The sequence below is a fragment of the Thermogutta hypogea genome, from assembly GCF_055386265.1.
In genome coordinates this window covers 2172019-2185837 of sequence record NZ_AP042425.1, presented here as the reverse complement: position 1 = coordinate 2185837, position 13819 = coordinate 2172019, and the positions used below count along the sequence as shown (strand labels likewise).

The 13819-nt window shown below is 60.9% G+C and carries 9 protein-coding genes; 7 read left to right on the top strand and 2 right to left on the bottom strand.

Features of this window, described 5'->3' with window-relative positions; all coding sequences use genetic code 11:
• Positions 1 to 43: 43 nt before the first annotated feature.
• The 6 genes from atpH to ACZ5B4_RS07815 all read left to right on the top strand — a co-directional run bounded on the left by atpH (position 44) and on the right by ACZ5B4_RS07815 (position 8145).
• Positions 44 to 691 (top strand): ATP synthase F1 subunit delta, encoded by a 648-nt coding sequence (atpH, locus tag ACZ5B4_RS07840; RefSeq protein WP_464913879.1) that lies wholly within the window; start codon positions 44 to 46, stop codon positions 689 to 691.
• Positions 648 to 2183 (top strand): F0F1 ATP synthase subunit alpha, encoded by a 1536-nt coding sequence (gene atpA / locus ACZ5B4_RS07835; protein WP_464913878.1) that lies wholly within the window; start codon positions 648 to 650, stop codon positions 2181 to 2183. The genes atpH and atpA overlap by 44 nt, the downstream gene beginning before the upstream one ends.
• A 24-nt stretch (positions 2184 to 2207) precedes the next feature.
• On the top strand, positions 2208 to 3086 hold the full coding sequence (gene atpG, locus ACZ5B4_RS07830; protein WP_464913877.1) for an ATP synthase F1 subunit gamma: 879 nt from the start codon (positions 2208 to 2210) through the stop codon (positions 3084 to 3086).
• An 80-nt stretch (positions 3087 to 3166) separates the two neighbouring features.
• Positions 3167 to 4660, top strand: a complete 1494-nt coding sequence (atpD, locus tag ACZ5B4_RS07825; protein ID WP_464913876.1) for a F0F1 ATP synthase subunit beta — start codon at positions 3167 to 3169, stop codon at positions 4658 to 4660.
• A 64-nt stretch (positions 4661 to 4724) separates the two neighbouring features.
• Positions 4725 to 5132 (top strand): ATP synthase F1 subunit epsilon, encoded by a 408-nt coding sequence (atpC, locus tag ACZ5B4_RS07820; RefSeq protein ID WP_464913875.1) that lies wholly within the window; start codon positions 4725 to 4727, stop codon positions 5130 to 5132.
• Between the two features lie 49 nt (positions 5133 to 5181).
• A complete protein-coding gene (locus tag ACZ5B4_RS07815; protein ID WP_464913874.1) occupies positions 5182 to 8145 on the top strand; it encodes a hypothetical protein in 2964 nt (987 codons plus the stop codon).
• 30 nt (positions 8146 to 8175) lie between these two features.
• Here ACZ5B4_RS07815 and epsC read toward each other — a convergent pair whose 3' ends face one another.
• On the bottom strand, positions 8176 to 9171 hold the full coding sequence (gene epsC / locus ACZ5B4_RS07810) for a serine O-acetyltransferase EpsC (protein WP_464913873.1): 996 nt from the start codon (positions 9169 to 9171) through the stop codon (positions 8176 to 8178).
• 565 nt (positions 9172 to 9736) lie between these two features.
• Between epsC and ACZ5B4_RS07805 the strand changes: the two genes are divergently transcribed.
• The gene (locus ACZ5B4_RS07805) at positions 9737 to 10708 is read left to right on the top strand and encodes an ABC transporter ATP-binding protein (RefSeq protein WP_464913872.1); all 972 of its coding nucleotides are present in this window, start codon (positions 9737 to 9739) and stop codon (positions 10706 to 10708) included.
• Positions 10709 to 10823: 115 nt separating this feature from the next.
• Here ACZ5B4_RS07805 and ACZ5B4_RS07800 read toward each other — a convergent pair whose 3' ends face one another.
• Positions 10824 to 13655 carry an exo-alpha-sialidase gene (locus ACZ5B4_RS07800; protein WP_464913871.1) on the bottom strand — a complete coding sequence of 944 codons (2832 nt, stop codon included), beginning with the start codon at positions 13653 to 13655 and terminating at the stop codon, positions 10824 to 10826.
• Positions 13656 to 13819: the final 164 nt, after the last annotated feature.

The window sequence follows — 13819 nt, the reverse complement described above, 5'->3', positions numbered from 1 at the left end:
AGAAGAAGGATGGGGGGAGCCGTGCCGTGGAGGGAAGGTATCCATGACCGCGGATATGCACGCCGAAGATGCACGATTTGCCGCCGAATTCTCGCCCGACGTCACCGTCGAGAGGATCGCCGCGGTTTATGCGGAGGCGTTCTTGGATGCCGCTGAGGTTGCCGGTGAAACGGAAGCCCTGGTGCCGGAACTGACCGATCTGGTGCGAGAGGTTCTGGATCCCTGGCCGGACTTCGAGGCGATCCTTGCTTCTTCGGTCATTTCCCACGAAGAAAAGTCGCGAATCTTGCAGCGAGTCCTAGGTGGTCGCGTAAGCGCACGGCTGTTGAACTTCCTGCAAGTTCTTTCCCGGCGTGGAAGATTGGACTGCCTGAGAGCGATCGCTCGCGCGGTGCAGGAGGAGTGGATTCGCCGCCGGAATCAGGTACGAGTGAAAGTGAAAACGGCGGTGCCGCTGACCGCGGCGGTCGTTGCCGAACTGGAACGATCGCTGGAGTCCTTGTTGGAGCGTCGCCCGATCATCGAACAGAGGGTCGAGCCGGGCTTGTTGGGTGGGATTGTCATCGAAGTCGGCGATACGGTGTTCGACGCGTCCGTGGCCGTCCAACTCGAACGAGTTCGCAAGCAAATCATCGACAGGAGTGCCCATGAGATTCAGAGCCGACGAGATCGCTTCCGTTATTCGGAGTGAAATCGAGCAATATCAAGCTCAGATCGACGTTCGCGAAACCGGCCGGGTGCTGGAGGTGGGCGACGGTATCGCTCGCGTCTATGGTTTGTCGGGCGTGATGGCCGGCGAAATGGTGGAGTTCCCCAGCGGTGTCCGCGGGCTGGCCTTCAACTTGGAAGAGAACTCCGTGGGCGTCATCATCTTGGGGGATTACCTCAAGATCGAGGAAGGGGACGAGGTCCGCAGCACGGGGCTTTTGCTCAGCGTGCCGGTGGGAGAGGCCGTTCTCGGGCGAGTCATCGACCCCCTGGGCAATCCCTTGGACGGCGGGGGCCCGATCGCGACGACGGAAACTCGTCCTGTGGAAAGCCCCGCGCCCGGCGTGGCCCAACGCCAACCGGTCAACGAACCGCTGCAAACCGGCATCAAGGCCATCGACTCGATGACGCCGATCGGTCGCGGCCAGCGAGAATTGATCATCGGCGACCGTAAGACGGGCAAGACCGCGATTTGCATCGACACGATCCTGAACCAGAAAGAGACCGGGGTCAAGTGTTTTTACGTTGCGGTCGGGCAGAAGGATTCGACCGTCGCTCAGATCATCGACACGCTGCGCCGCTACGGAGCGATGGAGTACACGACCGTGATCGTCGCGGGGGCGAGTTCTCCGGCGCCGTTGCAATACATCGCTCCCTACGCCGGCTGCGCGATGGCGGAATATTTTATGTACAGCGGACGGCACGCGCTGGCGATCTACGACGATTTGACGCGGCAGGCCCAGGCCTACCGACAATTGTCGTTGTTGATGCGGCGCCCTCCCGGACGCGAGGCCTATCCCGGCGATATTTTCTACTGCCACAGCCGTTTGTTGGAACGGGCGGCCAAGCTCAGCAACGAACTGGGCGGCGGATCATTGACGGCCCTACCCATCGTGGAAACGTTGGAAGGCGAAGTTTCGGCCTATATTCCCACCAACGTCATCTCGATCACCGACGGCCAAATCTACTTGCAGCCCGACCTGTTTTTCGCGGGGCAGCGTCCCGCCATGAACGTGGGCATCTCGGTCTCTCGGGTGGGTGGTAAGGCCCAGGTGCCGGCGATGAAGAAGGTGGCCGGCGGCCTGCGTTTGGACCTCGCCGCATTTCGCGAATTGGAAGCCTTCGCGCAATTGGGGACGGAGTTGGATCCGGCCACCCAAGCCCGCCTGGATCGCGGCTACCGTATGACGGAACTGCTCAAGCAGGGCCAGTATCAACCGATGCACGTCACGGATCAGGTCCTGGTCATTTACGCCGGCACGAAAGGCTTCTTGGATCAGGTGGCCGTCGCGGAGGTGCGCCGCTGGGAAAAAGAATTTCTGGCCTTCTTCCATGAAAAGCATCAGGCCGTGTGGCAGAGCATTACGGATAGCAAACAATTGAGCGCGGACGACGAGGCCCGATTGATCGAGGCCTTGAAGGAGTTCAATCGCGGTTTCGCCCAAAAACGGGAGCCGGCTACGGCGTTGGCCTGAGCGTTGATTTCGAGCTAGGCAGTCATGGGAAAAAGCAAGGTTCTGGATAGACGCCGTCGCTCCGTGCGGAATATCCGCAAGATCACCCGGACGATGGAATTGATATCGACCGCTCGGTTCAAGCGGGCCATGGATCGTGCCGCGGCGGGGTCCGCTTTCGCGGATCGTTTGACGGCTCTCTTGGGGCACCTGGCGGCGAGCGGAACGGAGGTGGCGCACCCGTTGCTGGACGCTCGAGCCGAAAGGCGCCGAGCCGTGCTGTTGGTGCTGACCTCGAATCGGGGGCTTTGCGGCGGATACAACTCCGCCGTGATGCGTCTGGCGGTGTTGCAACGAACGAAATTGCAAGAAGAGTACGCCAAGCTGAGCGTCGAGGTATCAGGCAAACGCGGGGTGTCGGCGTTCAAGTTCCGCAAGTTGCCGGTGGACGAGAAATATATTCATTTTGATGCTAAGCCCGCCTTCACGGACGTGGAAGTGCTGGCCCGGCGCTATATGGAGGATTTCCTCGACGGCCGCATCGACCGCGTGGATGTGGCGTACACAAGACTGGAATCCGTAAGTCGTCAATACCCGATTGTTGAGACGTTATTGCCGTATCAATCGCTCGCGGAGGAGGAGAACGGCGGCCTCCACCACGCCGAATACGAGTTCCTCCCTTCGTCGCAAAGCATCTTGGAAGAAATCGTCCCGTTTACGTTCAAGATCCGTCTGTTTCGCTGTTTTTTGGAGTCGGCGGCCGCGGAGCAGATCGCGCGGATGATCGCCATGAAGACGGCTACCGAAAACGCCGACTCGATGCTTGCCAACCTCAGCATGGCGTACAACCGGGCTCGGCAAACGCAAATTACTTCGGAGATTCTGGAGATCGTCAGCGGAGCGGAGGCGTTGCAAGGCGAGTAGCCGGTTACCGTTCCGATTGCTACGGAAACGGGAGCGCGGCACATCCAGCCCGACTTTCGGAAGGTTTTTGAGGCCAAACTATGACAACCAATCCGGCTCAAACCGTGAAAGCAAGCGGCGTTGAAGGTTCCCGACAACCGAATTACGGTCGCGTGACGCAGATCATCGGTTCGATTTTCGACGCCGAATTCCCCGAGCATCAACTGCCCGCAATTTACAATGCCGTCGTTGTGCGTGAGGACTACAAAGGCGTGAAGATCGACCTGACCGGAGAGGTCCAGCAGCACCTCGGCGGCGGCCGTGTTCGATGCGTCGCGCTGGGAACGACCGACGGGTTGGTCCGCGGAATGAAGTGCTTGGATACCGGAGAGCCGGTCAAGGTCCCGGTCGGGAAGGCGACCTTGGGACGGGTATTCAATCTCCTCGGGCAGCCGATCGATGATCGGGGTGCGGTCAAGGCCGACGAGTACTGGCCCATCCACAGGGAATCTCCGGACGTGACGGAGCTTTCCACGGAAGTGGAAATCTTCGAGACGGGGATCAAGGTGATCGACCTTTTGACGCCCTTCGTGCGCGGCGGAAAGGCCGGGCTTTTCGGCGGCGCCGGTCTGGGGAAGACGGTCATCTTGACGGAATTGATCGCCCGTATTGCCAGCTCGCACGGCGGTTTTTCGGTCTTCGCCGGCGTCGGTGAACGGACCCGCGAAGGGAACGACCTGTGGTTGGAAATGCAGGAGGCGAGGATCGGCAATACGGGTCGCAGCGTGATCGAGCAAACCTGCATGGTGTTCGGGCAGATGAATGAGCCGCCCGGCGCGCGTTTGCGGGTGGCACTCTCCGCTCTCACCATGGCCGAGTACTTCCGCGACACCACCGGTGCCGACGTGCTCTTATTCATCGACAACATTTTCCGTTTTTCGCAGGCCGGTAGCGAGGTGTCCGCTTTGCTCGGGCGGATGCCTTCGGCGGTGGGTTATCAACCGACCTTGGCGACGGAGATGGGCGCCTTGCAGGAACGCATCGCCTCGACGTCGCGGGGGGCGATCACGTCGGTTCAGGCCGTCTACGTGCCCGCGGACGACCCCACCGACCCCGCCCCGGCGGCCGCCTTCGGTCAATTGGACGCCTTCATCTATCTGGAACGTTCGATCGCCGAGAAGGGCATTTATCCCGCGGTCGATCCGTTGGCGTCTTCCAGCCGCTTGCTCGACCCGCAATATGTCGGCGAGCGTCACTACGCCATCGCTCGGAGGGTGCAGCGCATTCTTCAGCGGTACCGCGAACTTCAGGACATCATCGCCATCCTGGGCGTGGAGGAATTGAGCGAGGAAGACAAGTTGGTCGTGCACCGAGCACGGCGGATCGAGCGATTCCTTTCGCAACCGTTCCTCGTGGCGGAAGCGTTCACCGGAAAGCCGGGCGAGATCACCCCGCTTTCGGAGACGATTCGCAGCTTCGAGGAGCTTGTGGACGGCAAGTGGGATCATTTGCCCGAGCAGGCCTTCATGTACGTGGGCAACATCGAACAGGCCGCGGAACAGGCCGAGCGGCTCAAGGCGGACGCCAAGAATTGAATAAAGGTCTCGATTGGGCCGAAACGGAGCGACTTTCCCGGAAACGCAAAGCCACGGTGCCTTCATGGCAAAACTGCGAGTCATTATTGTGACGCCCGAGCGCAAGTTGGTCGACCAGTCGGCCGACGGCGTGGTCGTACCCTTGTTCGACGGTGAATTGGGAGTGCTTCCGCTCCACGCGCCGCTGATCGGGAGATTGGGCGCGGGTGAGTTGCGAATCCTTTCGGACGGGAAACTGCGTGCCTTCTTTGTCGACGGCGGCTTCGTCGAGGTCTTGAACGACGTGGTGTCCGTCATGACGTCGCAGGCTCAGGCGGTGGAGGAGTTGGACGTGGAGGCGTCCGCCGAGGCCTTGGAAGCGGTGATGGCACGCAAGGCTTCCGGTGATGACATGTTGCAGCGTCGCGAGGATGCCGCAAGAAAGGCCCGCGCCATGCTCCGTACCGCGAGACGGGCCGCCTCGCGTCGGTAAGCCCGCCGTTCTCTTTTCCGTCGCCTCGGTCGCGCCGGGAAGCTCCGCCATGGTCCGGTCGGCGATACGTCATCTCTTGCTCCGCGGAAATGCGAGCTTGATCGGCTGGACGCTGTGTCTGCTTTCGATCGGGGTGGTGTTTTCCGCGGTACTCTTCCGAGGCGAGCTGCCGTTATTTCGGGACGGGGGCAACTTCTATTACCCCCTTTGGTACTATGTGGCACAACAGTACCGTGCCGGCAGGTTGCCGTTGTGGAATCCGTACGAAAACCTGGGTGCGCCGCTGCTCGCCAACGGCACGACGGCGGCTTTTTACCCCGGCATCGTGCTCTTCCTGCTACCGGTACCCTATCCCGCGGCCTATGCGACCTTTCTTCTCATGCATGTGCTCTTGGCCGCCTGGGGAGCAGGGAGACTGGCGGGGGAACTGGGGTGCCGATCGGAAACGCGCCCCCTGGCCGGAACGATCTATGCCCTGGCCGGACCGACGTTATTTCAGATTCACAATCCCATTTATCTGGTGGGTGGGGCTTGGCTGCCTTGGATCTTGGCCGCGACTTGGCGGATCGTCCATGCCGAAGAATCGTCGCTCGGTCCCGAAATTCGGCCCCGGGCGAAGGACGACGGCGGCGGGCAAGGCCGAACGCGGCTTTGGCGGTCTGTCGTGCCTTCGCGACTCCGCGCCGCGCGGCTCCTCGCGTTTGCGTCGGCCATGAGCGTCCTCGGCGGCGATCCCCAGACGGCGTATCACGGCGCTCTTGTTGCGTTCGCCACTTGGGCCGTCGTAACCGCTAGGCGATTGCTCACCGCGACCCGGGACCGGCGCAAGTCGGCGGCAGTCCTGCCGTTTTGCTTCGTCTCCGGGGGAATGCTCGCCGCGGCTTTCGGAGTCGCCTTTTGTCTGGCGGCCGTGCAAATTCTGCCGAGCCGGCATTATGCTGGGCAAAGTGATCGCATGCTGCTGACCAAGGAGACCGTGGGCCGATTATGGGAAACTCCATCTGAACGGAACGCCGCCGAAAACAATTGGTCGGCGCTGCGCAATAGTCGCGCCGATACGGCCTACGCGTTCAGCGTTTCGCCTTGGGAGTTGGCCGAACTGCTATGGCCCGGCTTCGGCGGCGCTTCGGTGCCGGTCCACGAGCGATATCTTCGGGCCTTCGTCGATGAGGGGCGGTGGTGGACGCCCAGTCTGTACCTGGGCGTTATTCCCTTTCTTTCGGCCCTTTCGGCAATGAGGATCCGGCCCAGTCGCGCCGCCGGCATGGAACCGCAGTGCGCGAACGCGGCGGGCGAGTTCCGGGCGAGCGATTCAGGAGCAGGCCATAAGTCTGACGCTGAGATTCAAGCGAAGGAAGGCGGTGACAACGATGCGGGGCGCGTGTGGCTGACGTGGTTGGCGCTGAGCGCGGCCGCGGCTTCGCTGGGGTGGTACGGGCCGGGGGCCGTAATGAATACCTTGATTGCTTGGACGACCGGGAAGGACTGGGTGACAGGGCCATTCTATCCTCCGGCCGGAGGGCTTTACTGGTGGTTGGTACGGATCGTTCCGGGTTATGCGATGTTTCGCTATCCCGGCAAGTGGTTGCCCCTGTTGACGATTGCCCTTGCCTGCTTGGCGGCGATGGGAGTGGAGCTTTGCCGAACGGCACCGCGAAGAATTCGTTGGTCGGCTGCGATCGCGGTCATCCTCAGCGTCACCGGCTTGGCGGCGGCGCTCGCGGCGAAATGGTCGGGTTTGTGGGATGCGATGCGGGTGCCGGGGGATGTGATCTTCGGCCCGTTTTGCGCCGCGGGCGCGTTTCGGCATGTTCTGATTTCGTTCTCATGGACCGCCGTCTTGGGATTGATGACGGCGTTGATCGCCTGGAATTGGGAGATTCGAAGCGACGCGGGCCGACGGGGGCGATCTCTCATCCGATTCGGGAGCGTGGGAACCGGAGGTCGGCGATGGGGGCTGTTCTGCATGCTGCTGTCCGCGGTGGATTTGACCCTCGCCGCGAAGCCGTTGATTTTACCGGTGCGGCCGCCTTTACTGCCAAGCACCTTGTCGCTAGCGCCGCCGCGGCGAGTTTGGCGGCCGTTCTTCTGGTATCCCGACTCTTGGCAACAGCGAAGTTCCCCGGAACGCTTACAGGAATTGGTCGATTGGGATCGCCGAACCTTCTTCGGACGTTGGGGAATGGTTTATGCGACGGCGAACCTTCAGCACTATGGGACCATGATGCCGGTGCGTTATCGGGCGTTCCTAGATGTCGTGAAAGGGTATATGGCCAAACAAGGGTTGACGGAACCGCCCGGCGAGATTTTGCAACGGTTGGGGGCCGAGTGCTTTGAAGAGTGGACGAAAGCGGATGCCGATGATGCGAGACGAAGTCCTCCCGCAATGGGAAGGTGCCCGCAATCGGACCAGCGGTGCCGGCGACTTTACCTAGTCGACTTTGCGAGCGTGGAGCAACATCCGAGAGCCCTTATAAAAGGGGACCCGACATGGACGCTTTGGGACGACGCGGAGGAGTTCTTCTTTCCCAGCGGCACCCCTCGCAATCCGGAAAGCCCGCCGGTAATGGAAATAGCGGGGCTCTTCTCGGAGCAGGATCGGGAAGGGGATGTACGAGCACCCGAGCACAAGCAGTCGGTCCGCCGACCGGTCTTGGAATCGCCGCAATGCTTGGATTATTCTCCCGGCTCCGTTCTCATTCACGTGAAGACGCCGGTGCCTCGGTTGTTGGTACTTGCCGAGCAATACATGCCGGGCTGGCGCGTGGAAGTGACGTCCAACGTAGATGGCAGGGCCCAAGTGACGGCCCCGCTTTGCGTCGATCGGCTCTTTCTGGGCTGTTCGCTGCCGCCGGGCGAATGGACGGTGCGATGGTATTACGAGCAACCGGGGCTGCGATGGGGAGCTTGGATCTCGGCGATCTCCTGGTTTGCGCTGGCGGTGGTTGGAGTAACGGTCAAAACCTTCTTCTTCATCGGCTTGCGTTCGCTTCGACGTAGCGGCCGTCGCTAAGCCGGAACTTTGAGGGATAGAAGTCTCGCCTCAGCCGTCTCCGGAGCCGGCTGGGTCGCCGTCCGGAGCCAGGCTCTTCTCCGCCGAGAGCTCGTCGCAGTTTTCGGCGCGCATGCACAAATTGGGACGTTCCAGCGTCACGGTCGTATGCGGAGGCACGGACCGCGTGAGCCAAACGCTGGATCCGATGACGGAGTCGTGGCCGACGACCGTACGGCCGCCCAGTACGGTGGCGTTCGCGTAGATCACGACGCGATCTTCGATCGTCGGATGTCGCTTCGTTCCGCGGACCAATCGACCGTGTGCATCCTTGGCGAAGCTGAGCGCGCCGAGAGTCACGCCTTGGTACAGTTTCACATGGCTGCCGATCTCACACGTCTCCCCGATGACTACGCCGGTACCGTGGTCGATGAAGAAGTTCGGGCCGATTTTGGCCCCGGGATGAATGTCGATTCCGGTGCGGCTGTGCGCCCATTCGGTCATCATACGGGGGATCAGCGGGACATTCAGCTCGTGCAAAAGGTGGGCCAGGCGGTACACCGTCACGGCCTCCAGGCCGGGGTAGCACAGAATCACCTCGTCCAGGGACTTGCAGGCGGGATCCCCGTCGTAGGCCGCCTGAACATCCGTGGCCAGCAGCTTGCTCAGCTCGGGAAGTTGGTTCAGGAAGGCCACGGTCTTGGCCTGCCCCACTGCTTCGAAATCGGCCAAACGGACGGGATCGCATTGTGCCGAGTGGTTGGCCTCATGTCGTAAAGCCCGGGCGATTTGCTGGGTCAGCACATCATGCAGCTTATCCACAAGATCGCCCACGTAATAGCCAATGTTGCCCATGTGCAATCCGTCCCGGTGCCGATAGCCGGGGTAAAGGATTTCCTTCATCCACTCCACGGCCTCGATGACGGTGTCATAGTTGGGAAGCGGACAATGGCCGAGATGGTTCGTCGCCTTGTACTTCCGGTAGGTTTCTACCATCTTCGAAGTGATCTCAGGCAACCGTTCCTTGAGTTGAAAGTCCGTGGCCATTGCGGCACCTCGATGGAATCGACGACGTCAAGGTTTACGATACGAGGCAGCGTGCATTAAGCCTACTGAAACTGTGAAAAAAGTAAAAGCAGAGGCGTTTCGGAAATCTTGACAAATGCGGCGTGCTTGCCGGGGCGTAGGGAAAGAAAACTACAAGAAAACTACGGAGAGGTCCGGGCTAGGCCGGACAACACAGGGGGGAAAGGCGAGAAGCAAGGATTTGAGTAACTGGTGTCATTTCGGCGACGAATCCTGCAAAACGTATACCACTTCCTTGTTTATGCTATGCCTTACCCGGGTAGAAAACAAGCGGCCCGTGGTTATGCGCTGTTTTCGGAAATGTTGATCAGTGAAAATCTGAAAAACCTTTCCGGGTATTCTATCTTCTCCGGTCTTCCCCAAATGTCTGCTTCGGTGCGCTGAAGATTCGTGAGCCCGGTTGCGTAACGGATCCGCAGGGCGGTTTCAGCTTGTAAGGCGGTTGTGCCGTCCAGAATCGTCGTGCCCTATAATGGTGAGGTTCAGGTATCCCATCTTTCGGCAATGATCCGCGCTGGATTCTTTCATGATCGAGTTGATGGATTTCGTTAAGGATTACGGTTCATTTCGGGCGGTTGATCGCCTCAACCTGCGAATTCCGGCCGGCGAGCTGTTCGGGTTCATCGGCCCCAACGGCGCGGGGAAAACGACGACGATCCGGTTCTTGGCGACGCTGATCAAGGCCGGCGGTGGTGATGGTCGCGTTGCGGGCTACAGCGTAACTCGCCAACCGCTGGAGGTTCGGCATCATATCGGCTACATGCCCGATCAATTCGGGTCGTACAACGGGATGCGCGTCCACGAGTTCCTTGATTTCTTCGGATTGGCCTACCGCCTGCCGCGCTCGGTTCGCAAAGGCCGCATCGAATGGCTGCTGGAAATGCTGGACTTGACGGAGAAACGTCGGGCTCGCGTTACGGACCTCTCACGCGGCATGAAGCAGAAGCTTTATCTGGCCAAGACGTTGATTCATGATCCGCCGGTCCTAATCCTGGATGAACCCGCGGCGGGTCTGGATCCGCAGGCCCGAATCGAGTTGAAGCGATTGTTGCGAGAGTTGCGGCGGCAAGGAAAAACCATTCTCGTCTCAAGCCATATTTTGAGCGAGCTGGCGGATTTTTGTACCTGGGTCGGCATCATCCATCGCGGGAGGTTGCTGAGTTTCGGTCCCATCGAGGATGTCTTACGGTCGATCCGAGCCACTCGCCGAATCGTGGTGCGTTGCCTTGACGGACCCGGCGGTTTGGAGTCGGCCCGCGCGATCATCGCCAATCGACCCGGCGTGGAAAACGTTCACGAAGAGGTTGGGAAACTAACCTTTGATCTCCGTGGGGGCGATGCGGAGGCGGCCGACCTACTGGCCGACCTGATTCGTTCGGGCGTAGGCGTGACTTCATTTGCCGAAGAGGACCCTACTCTGGAGGACGTTTTCCTGCGTTTGACGAAACCGCTTTCGCACGATGGGGATATCACCGCCCTCTCTTCCCGTTCCTCGTGAAAGCACCTGGCACCGCGATCGTCAACCCGAGGCCGGATCGTGCCGCCGGGGCCCCTGGTCCGCGGCGTGGTCCGGCATTGCCGACGCGGATTCTCATGCTTGGCGGGTTGCGTAATCAATCGCCGAGCCTCTCGACGGCCACGTAAAAAGCCCCGCAGAGGTCCGTGCCCCTCTCGTCTTGGAACCAAGCTTGCAATGTGGTGCGTCCGGCGGCCAGGGGCAGTTCAAACGACACACCGAGAGCCTCCGGAGAGGCGTCGGCCGTCCTATCTTCAGAACCCACTTTCAAGACGGCTTTGCGAATGGGGAGAGCGCGGCGGTTCTGGATCACGTCTCGGAGATTTCTTCCCGCCACCGTCGTCCGTGGCCCGTCGGAGCCGAGCGGCTCATTGCAGTGAAAGGGCCAACGTCGCAGTTCAATGCGGTAACGTCCCGCCCGGGTTACATCGATATGGAACGGTCCGCCCTGCGGACCGCCCTCGGCGGCCGAGACACGATGGTGGTTATCCACGTCCACGCCGGCCCAATAGTTGGGAGAAAGCAGGACCGGATTCTCTTGATCGGTTCCGACGAGGATGGGTTGATACGCGTAGACGTTCGGTTCCAAGGCGGCCCACCACTGATCGTAGTAGGCTTGCATTTTCGCTACGATTTCCGGAAAGCTGCCGCTGATGTCCTTTTTTTGTGCCGGATCTTCCCAAACGTCGTAAAGCTCACGCCCGTTAACGAGCCGCCATCGACCCCAAATCACGCAGGCATTGTTTTTTTCCGCCCCGACGCGTCGGCCGTACTGTACGACCAGCATCCGATCGCGAAGTTGGGCGTTGGGATCGCGCAGCACGGGTGCGAGGCTGATGCCGTCGAAGGTCGGCGATTCGTCCGGGCGCAGGTCGCACAGATCCAGCAGCGTCGGGAGGATGTCTTGCACTTGCGTGGGGATCGCCACGTCGCGGCCGCCGCTGAGACCTCCGCCGGGCCAGCGAATGAAGCAAGGCACGCGGTGTCCGCCCTCGTAGTAACTGCCCTTTCCCTCGCGAAGACCGGCATCGTAGAGGCGCCGCCCTACGGTTGCCCCGTTATCGGTCATGAAGATCACGATCGTATCGTCCCGCAGCCCGGTTTCCAGCAACCAGTTTTCCAGCCGGCCTACGTTCTCGTCGATGTTCGCAATCATTCCCAAGCAGTCGGCGACTTGCGGCGGCGCTTTGGAGCGATATGGAAGGGCGTGTGATTCCGGCGGCCAGAATGGGCTGTGCGGGGCATTGGTGGGAATGTAGCACAGAAACGGACGCCCTTCGCGGCGGCAGTTCTCCATCCAGGCGAAAGCTTGATCGAACCAAAAATCCGTGCAATAGCGGTCCGCTACGGCGGTGCGATCGCCGCGGCGGTACCGAATCTTGATACAGTCGTTGTCGAATTCGACGTCGGAGGCCACGCCCCATCCGCCGAACCAAACGGCCTCCTCGAAGCCGCGGTCGCCGGGACGATCGGGATAGTGGTCTCCCAAATGCCATTTCCCAAACAAGCCGGTTCGATAACCGCCGCGGCGGAATAGCTCGGCCATGGTCGGAATATTCCGCCAAATCATATTGCTTGCGGCGGGAACGGTTCGGGCGCCGTTCCTCAAGGCGTCTTGACCGGTCATCAGTTGCCCCCTGGTCGGAGTGCAGACGGGGGCCACGTGGAAGTCGGTGAGCCGGACGCTTTCCGTGGCAAGGCGATCGATGTGCGGCGTCCAAAGAACGGGATTACCGTGGCATGAAAGATCGCCGTATCCCTGGTCGTCGGTCAAAACGATGACGACGTTGGGACGGCCCCGTTGATTCGGCGCGGAATCCCGGGCCGGAGTCGCCGCCTGCCGGGAGTCAGCTTCGGGCAGGTCGAGCCTTTCCGGATGGAGCACGACATGTCGGATCCGCTCCCTTTTCCATGTGTAAACGATGTGGACCAAACCGTCGGCGCTTTGCATCACGGAAGGATAGCTGTACTCTCCCGGTTCATTCTCCAGGGTGAGGACGGGCGTCCAAGCGATACCGTCGCGCGACAGGGCCACGTTCAGCGGAGATCGCCCGCGAAGCGTGTGATTGTAAACCAGGAGGTGCCGTCCGTCCCGCAGGGTGACGGCGTCGATCCCCGAGTTTGGATTAGGAACCGTGGTGCGCTGGAGCGGCGCCCAAGTCACGCCTCCGTCAAACGAGGCCGTGAAGAAAACTCGGCCTTGCCTTGTTCGGCCGACCGCCACGAGTCGATCTTGAGCGGCGCATAGAACGGCGGGCTGGATGGCATCCAGCGGTTCCGCGCCTTGAGGTACGTCGCTCCGCTCCCAAGTCGCCCCGCCGTCCCGCGTCCGTTCGAAATGGACGGACCATCGGCTGGGCGAGTCGGGCGTTTCCTCGCTGGAGGGGCAGATCCAGGTGCCGTCCTCCATTTCCAAGGGTTTATTCTTGATCGGGCCGAGGAAGCCGTTCGGCAGACGTCGAGGCTCGCTCCACGTGCGACCGCCGTCTTCGCTGGTCATCATCATGCCCCACCAACTGCTGGGCCGAGGACCGACTTTGTAGAACAACACCAAGGGCCCTCGCCGAGGTTGGAAAAGGACGGGATTCCAGCAAGGGTAGCGGCGCCCGTCTTCCGCCAAGCCGACGGCTATTTCGACAGGTTCCGTCCAGCCTTCCGGGGTGAGGCGGCTCAACCAGATACCGACGTTATCCGCGCCCTCGCGATCGCCGCCGAACCAAGCCGCGACGAATTCCCCTTGGGTCTCCGCGATGGTCGATGCGTGACAGCTTGAGAATGGGGCCGACGAAAAGATGAATTCCTGCCGTACGACGGCGGATTCCGCCCCACGGTCTTGTGTGGGTTCGGATGCGAATGAGAAAGCGCTCCAACAGGCCAGGATGAGCGACAGGCCGTACGAACGGCTCCAAGAAGAAGACTTGCACAGCATGGCTTGGTCTCCAGCGATTCCTATCCGTCCGTTATGTCCGTTCCCACCGGCGAGGATTTCGCGAGGTCAAGGTCAAGATTGTCCGGACCTTTCAAGGGCATCCAGGGGCGGAACACTGTGAAAGCCCTATCGGAGAGGCTCGTGTTGTCACGTCCGCCCTGCTG

What these genes read in the sequence shown, in the direction of transcription:
- atpG (WP_464913877.1), top strand. Translation starts at nt 2,208, where the DNA reads ATGGGAAAAAGCAAGGTTCTGGATAGACGCCGTCGCTCCGTGCGGAAT.
- atpC (WP_464913875.1), top strand. Translation starts at nt 4,725, where the DNA reads ATGGCAAAACTGCGAGTCATTATTGTGACGCCCGAGCGCAAGTTGGTC.
- atpH (WP_464913879.1), top strand. Translation starts at nt 44, where the DNA reads ATGACCGCGGATATGCACGCCGAAGATGCACGATTTGCCGCCGAATTC.
- ACZ5B4_RS07800 (WP_464913871.1), bottom strand. Translation starts at nt 13,655, where the DNA reads ATGCTGTGCAAGTCTTCTTCTTGGAGCCGTTCGTACGGCCTGTCGCTC.
- epsC (WP_464913873.1), bottom strand. Translation starts at nt 9,171, where the DNA reads ATGGCCACGGACTTTCAACTCAAGGAACGGTTGCCTGAGATCACTTCG.
- ACZ5B4_RS07815 (WP_464913874.1), top strand. Translation starts at nt 5,182, where the DNA reads ATGGTCCGGTCGGCGATACGTCATCTCTTGCTCCGCGGAAATGCGAGC.
- atpD (WP_464913876.1), top strand. Translation starts at nt 3,167, where the DNA reads ATGACAACCAATCCGGCTCAAACCGTGAAAGCAAGCGGCGTTGAAGGT.
- atpA (WP_464913878.1), top strand. Translation starts at nt 648, where the DNA reads ATGAGATTCAGAGCCGACGAGATCGCTTCCGTTATTCGGAGTGAAATC.
- ACZ5B4_RS07805 (WP_464913872.1), top strand. Translation starts at nt 9,737, where the DNA reads ATGATCGAGTTGATGGATTTCGTTAAGGATTACGGTTCATTTCGGGCG.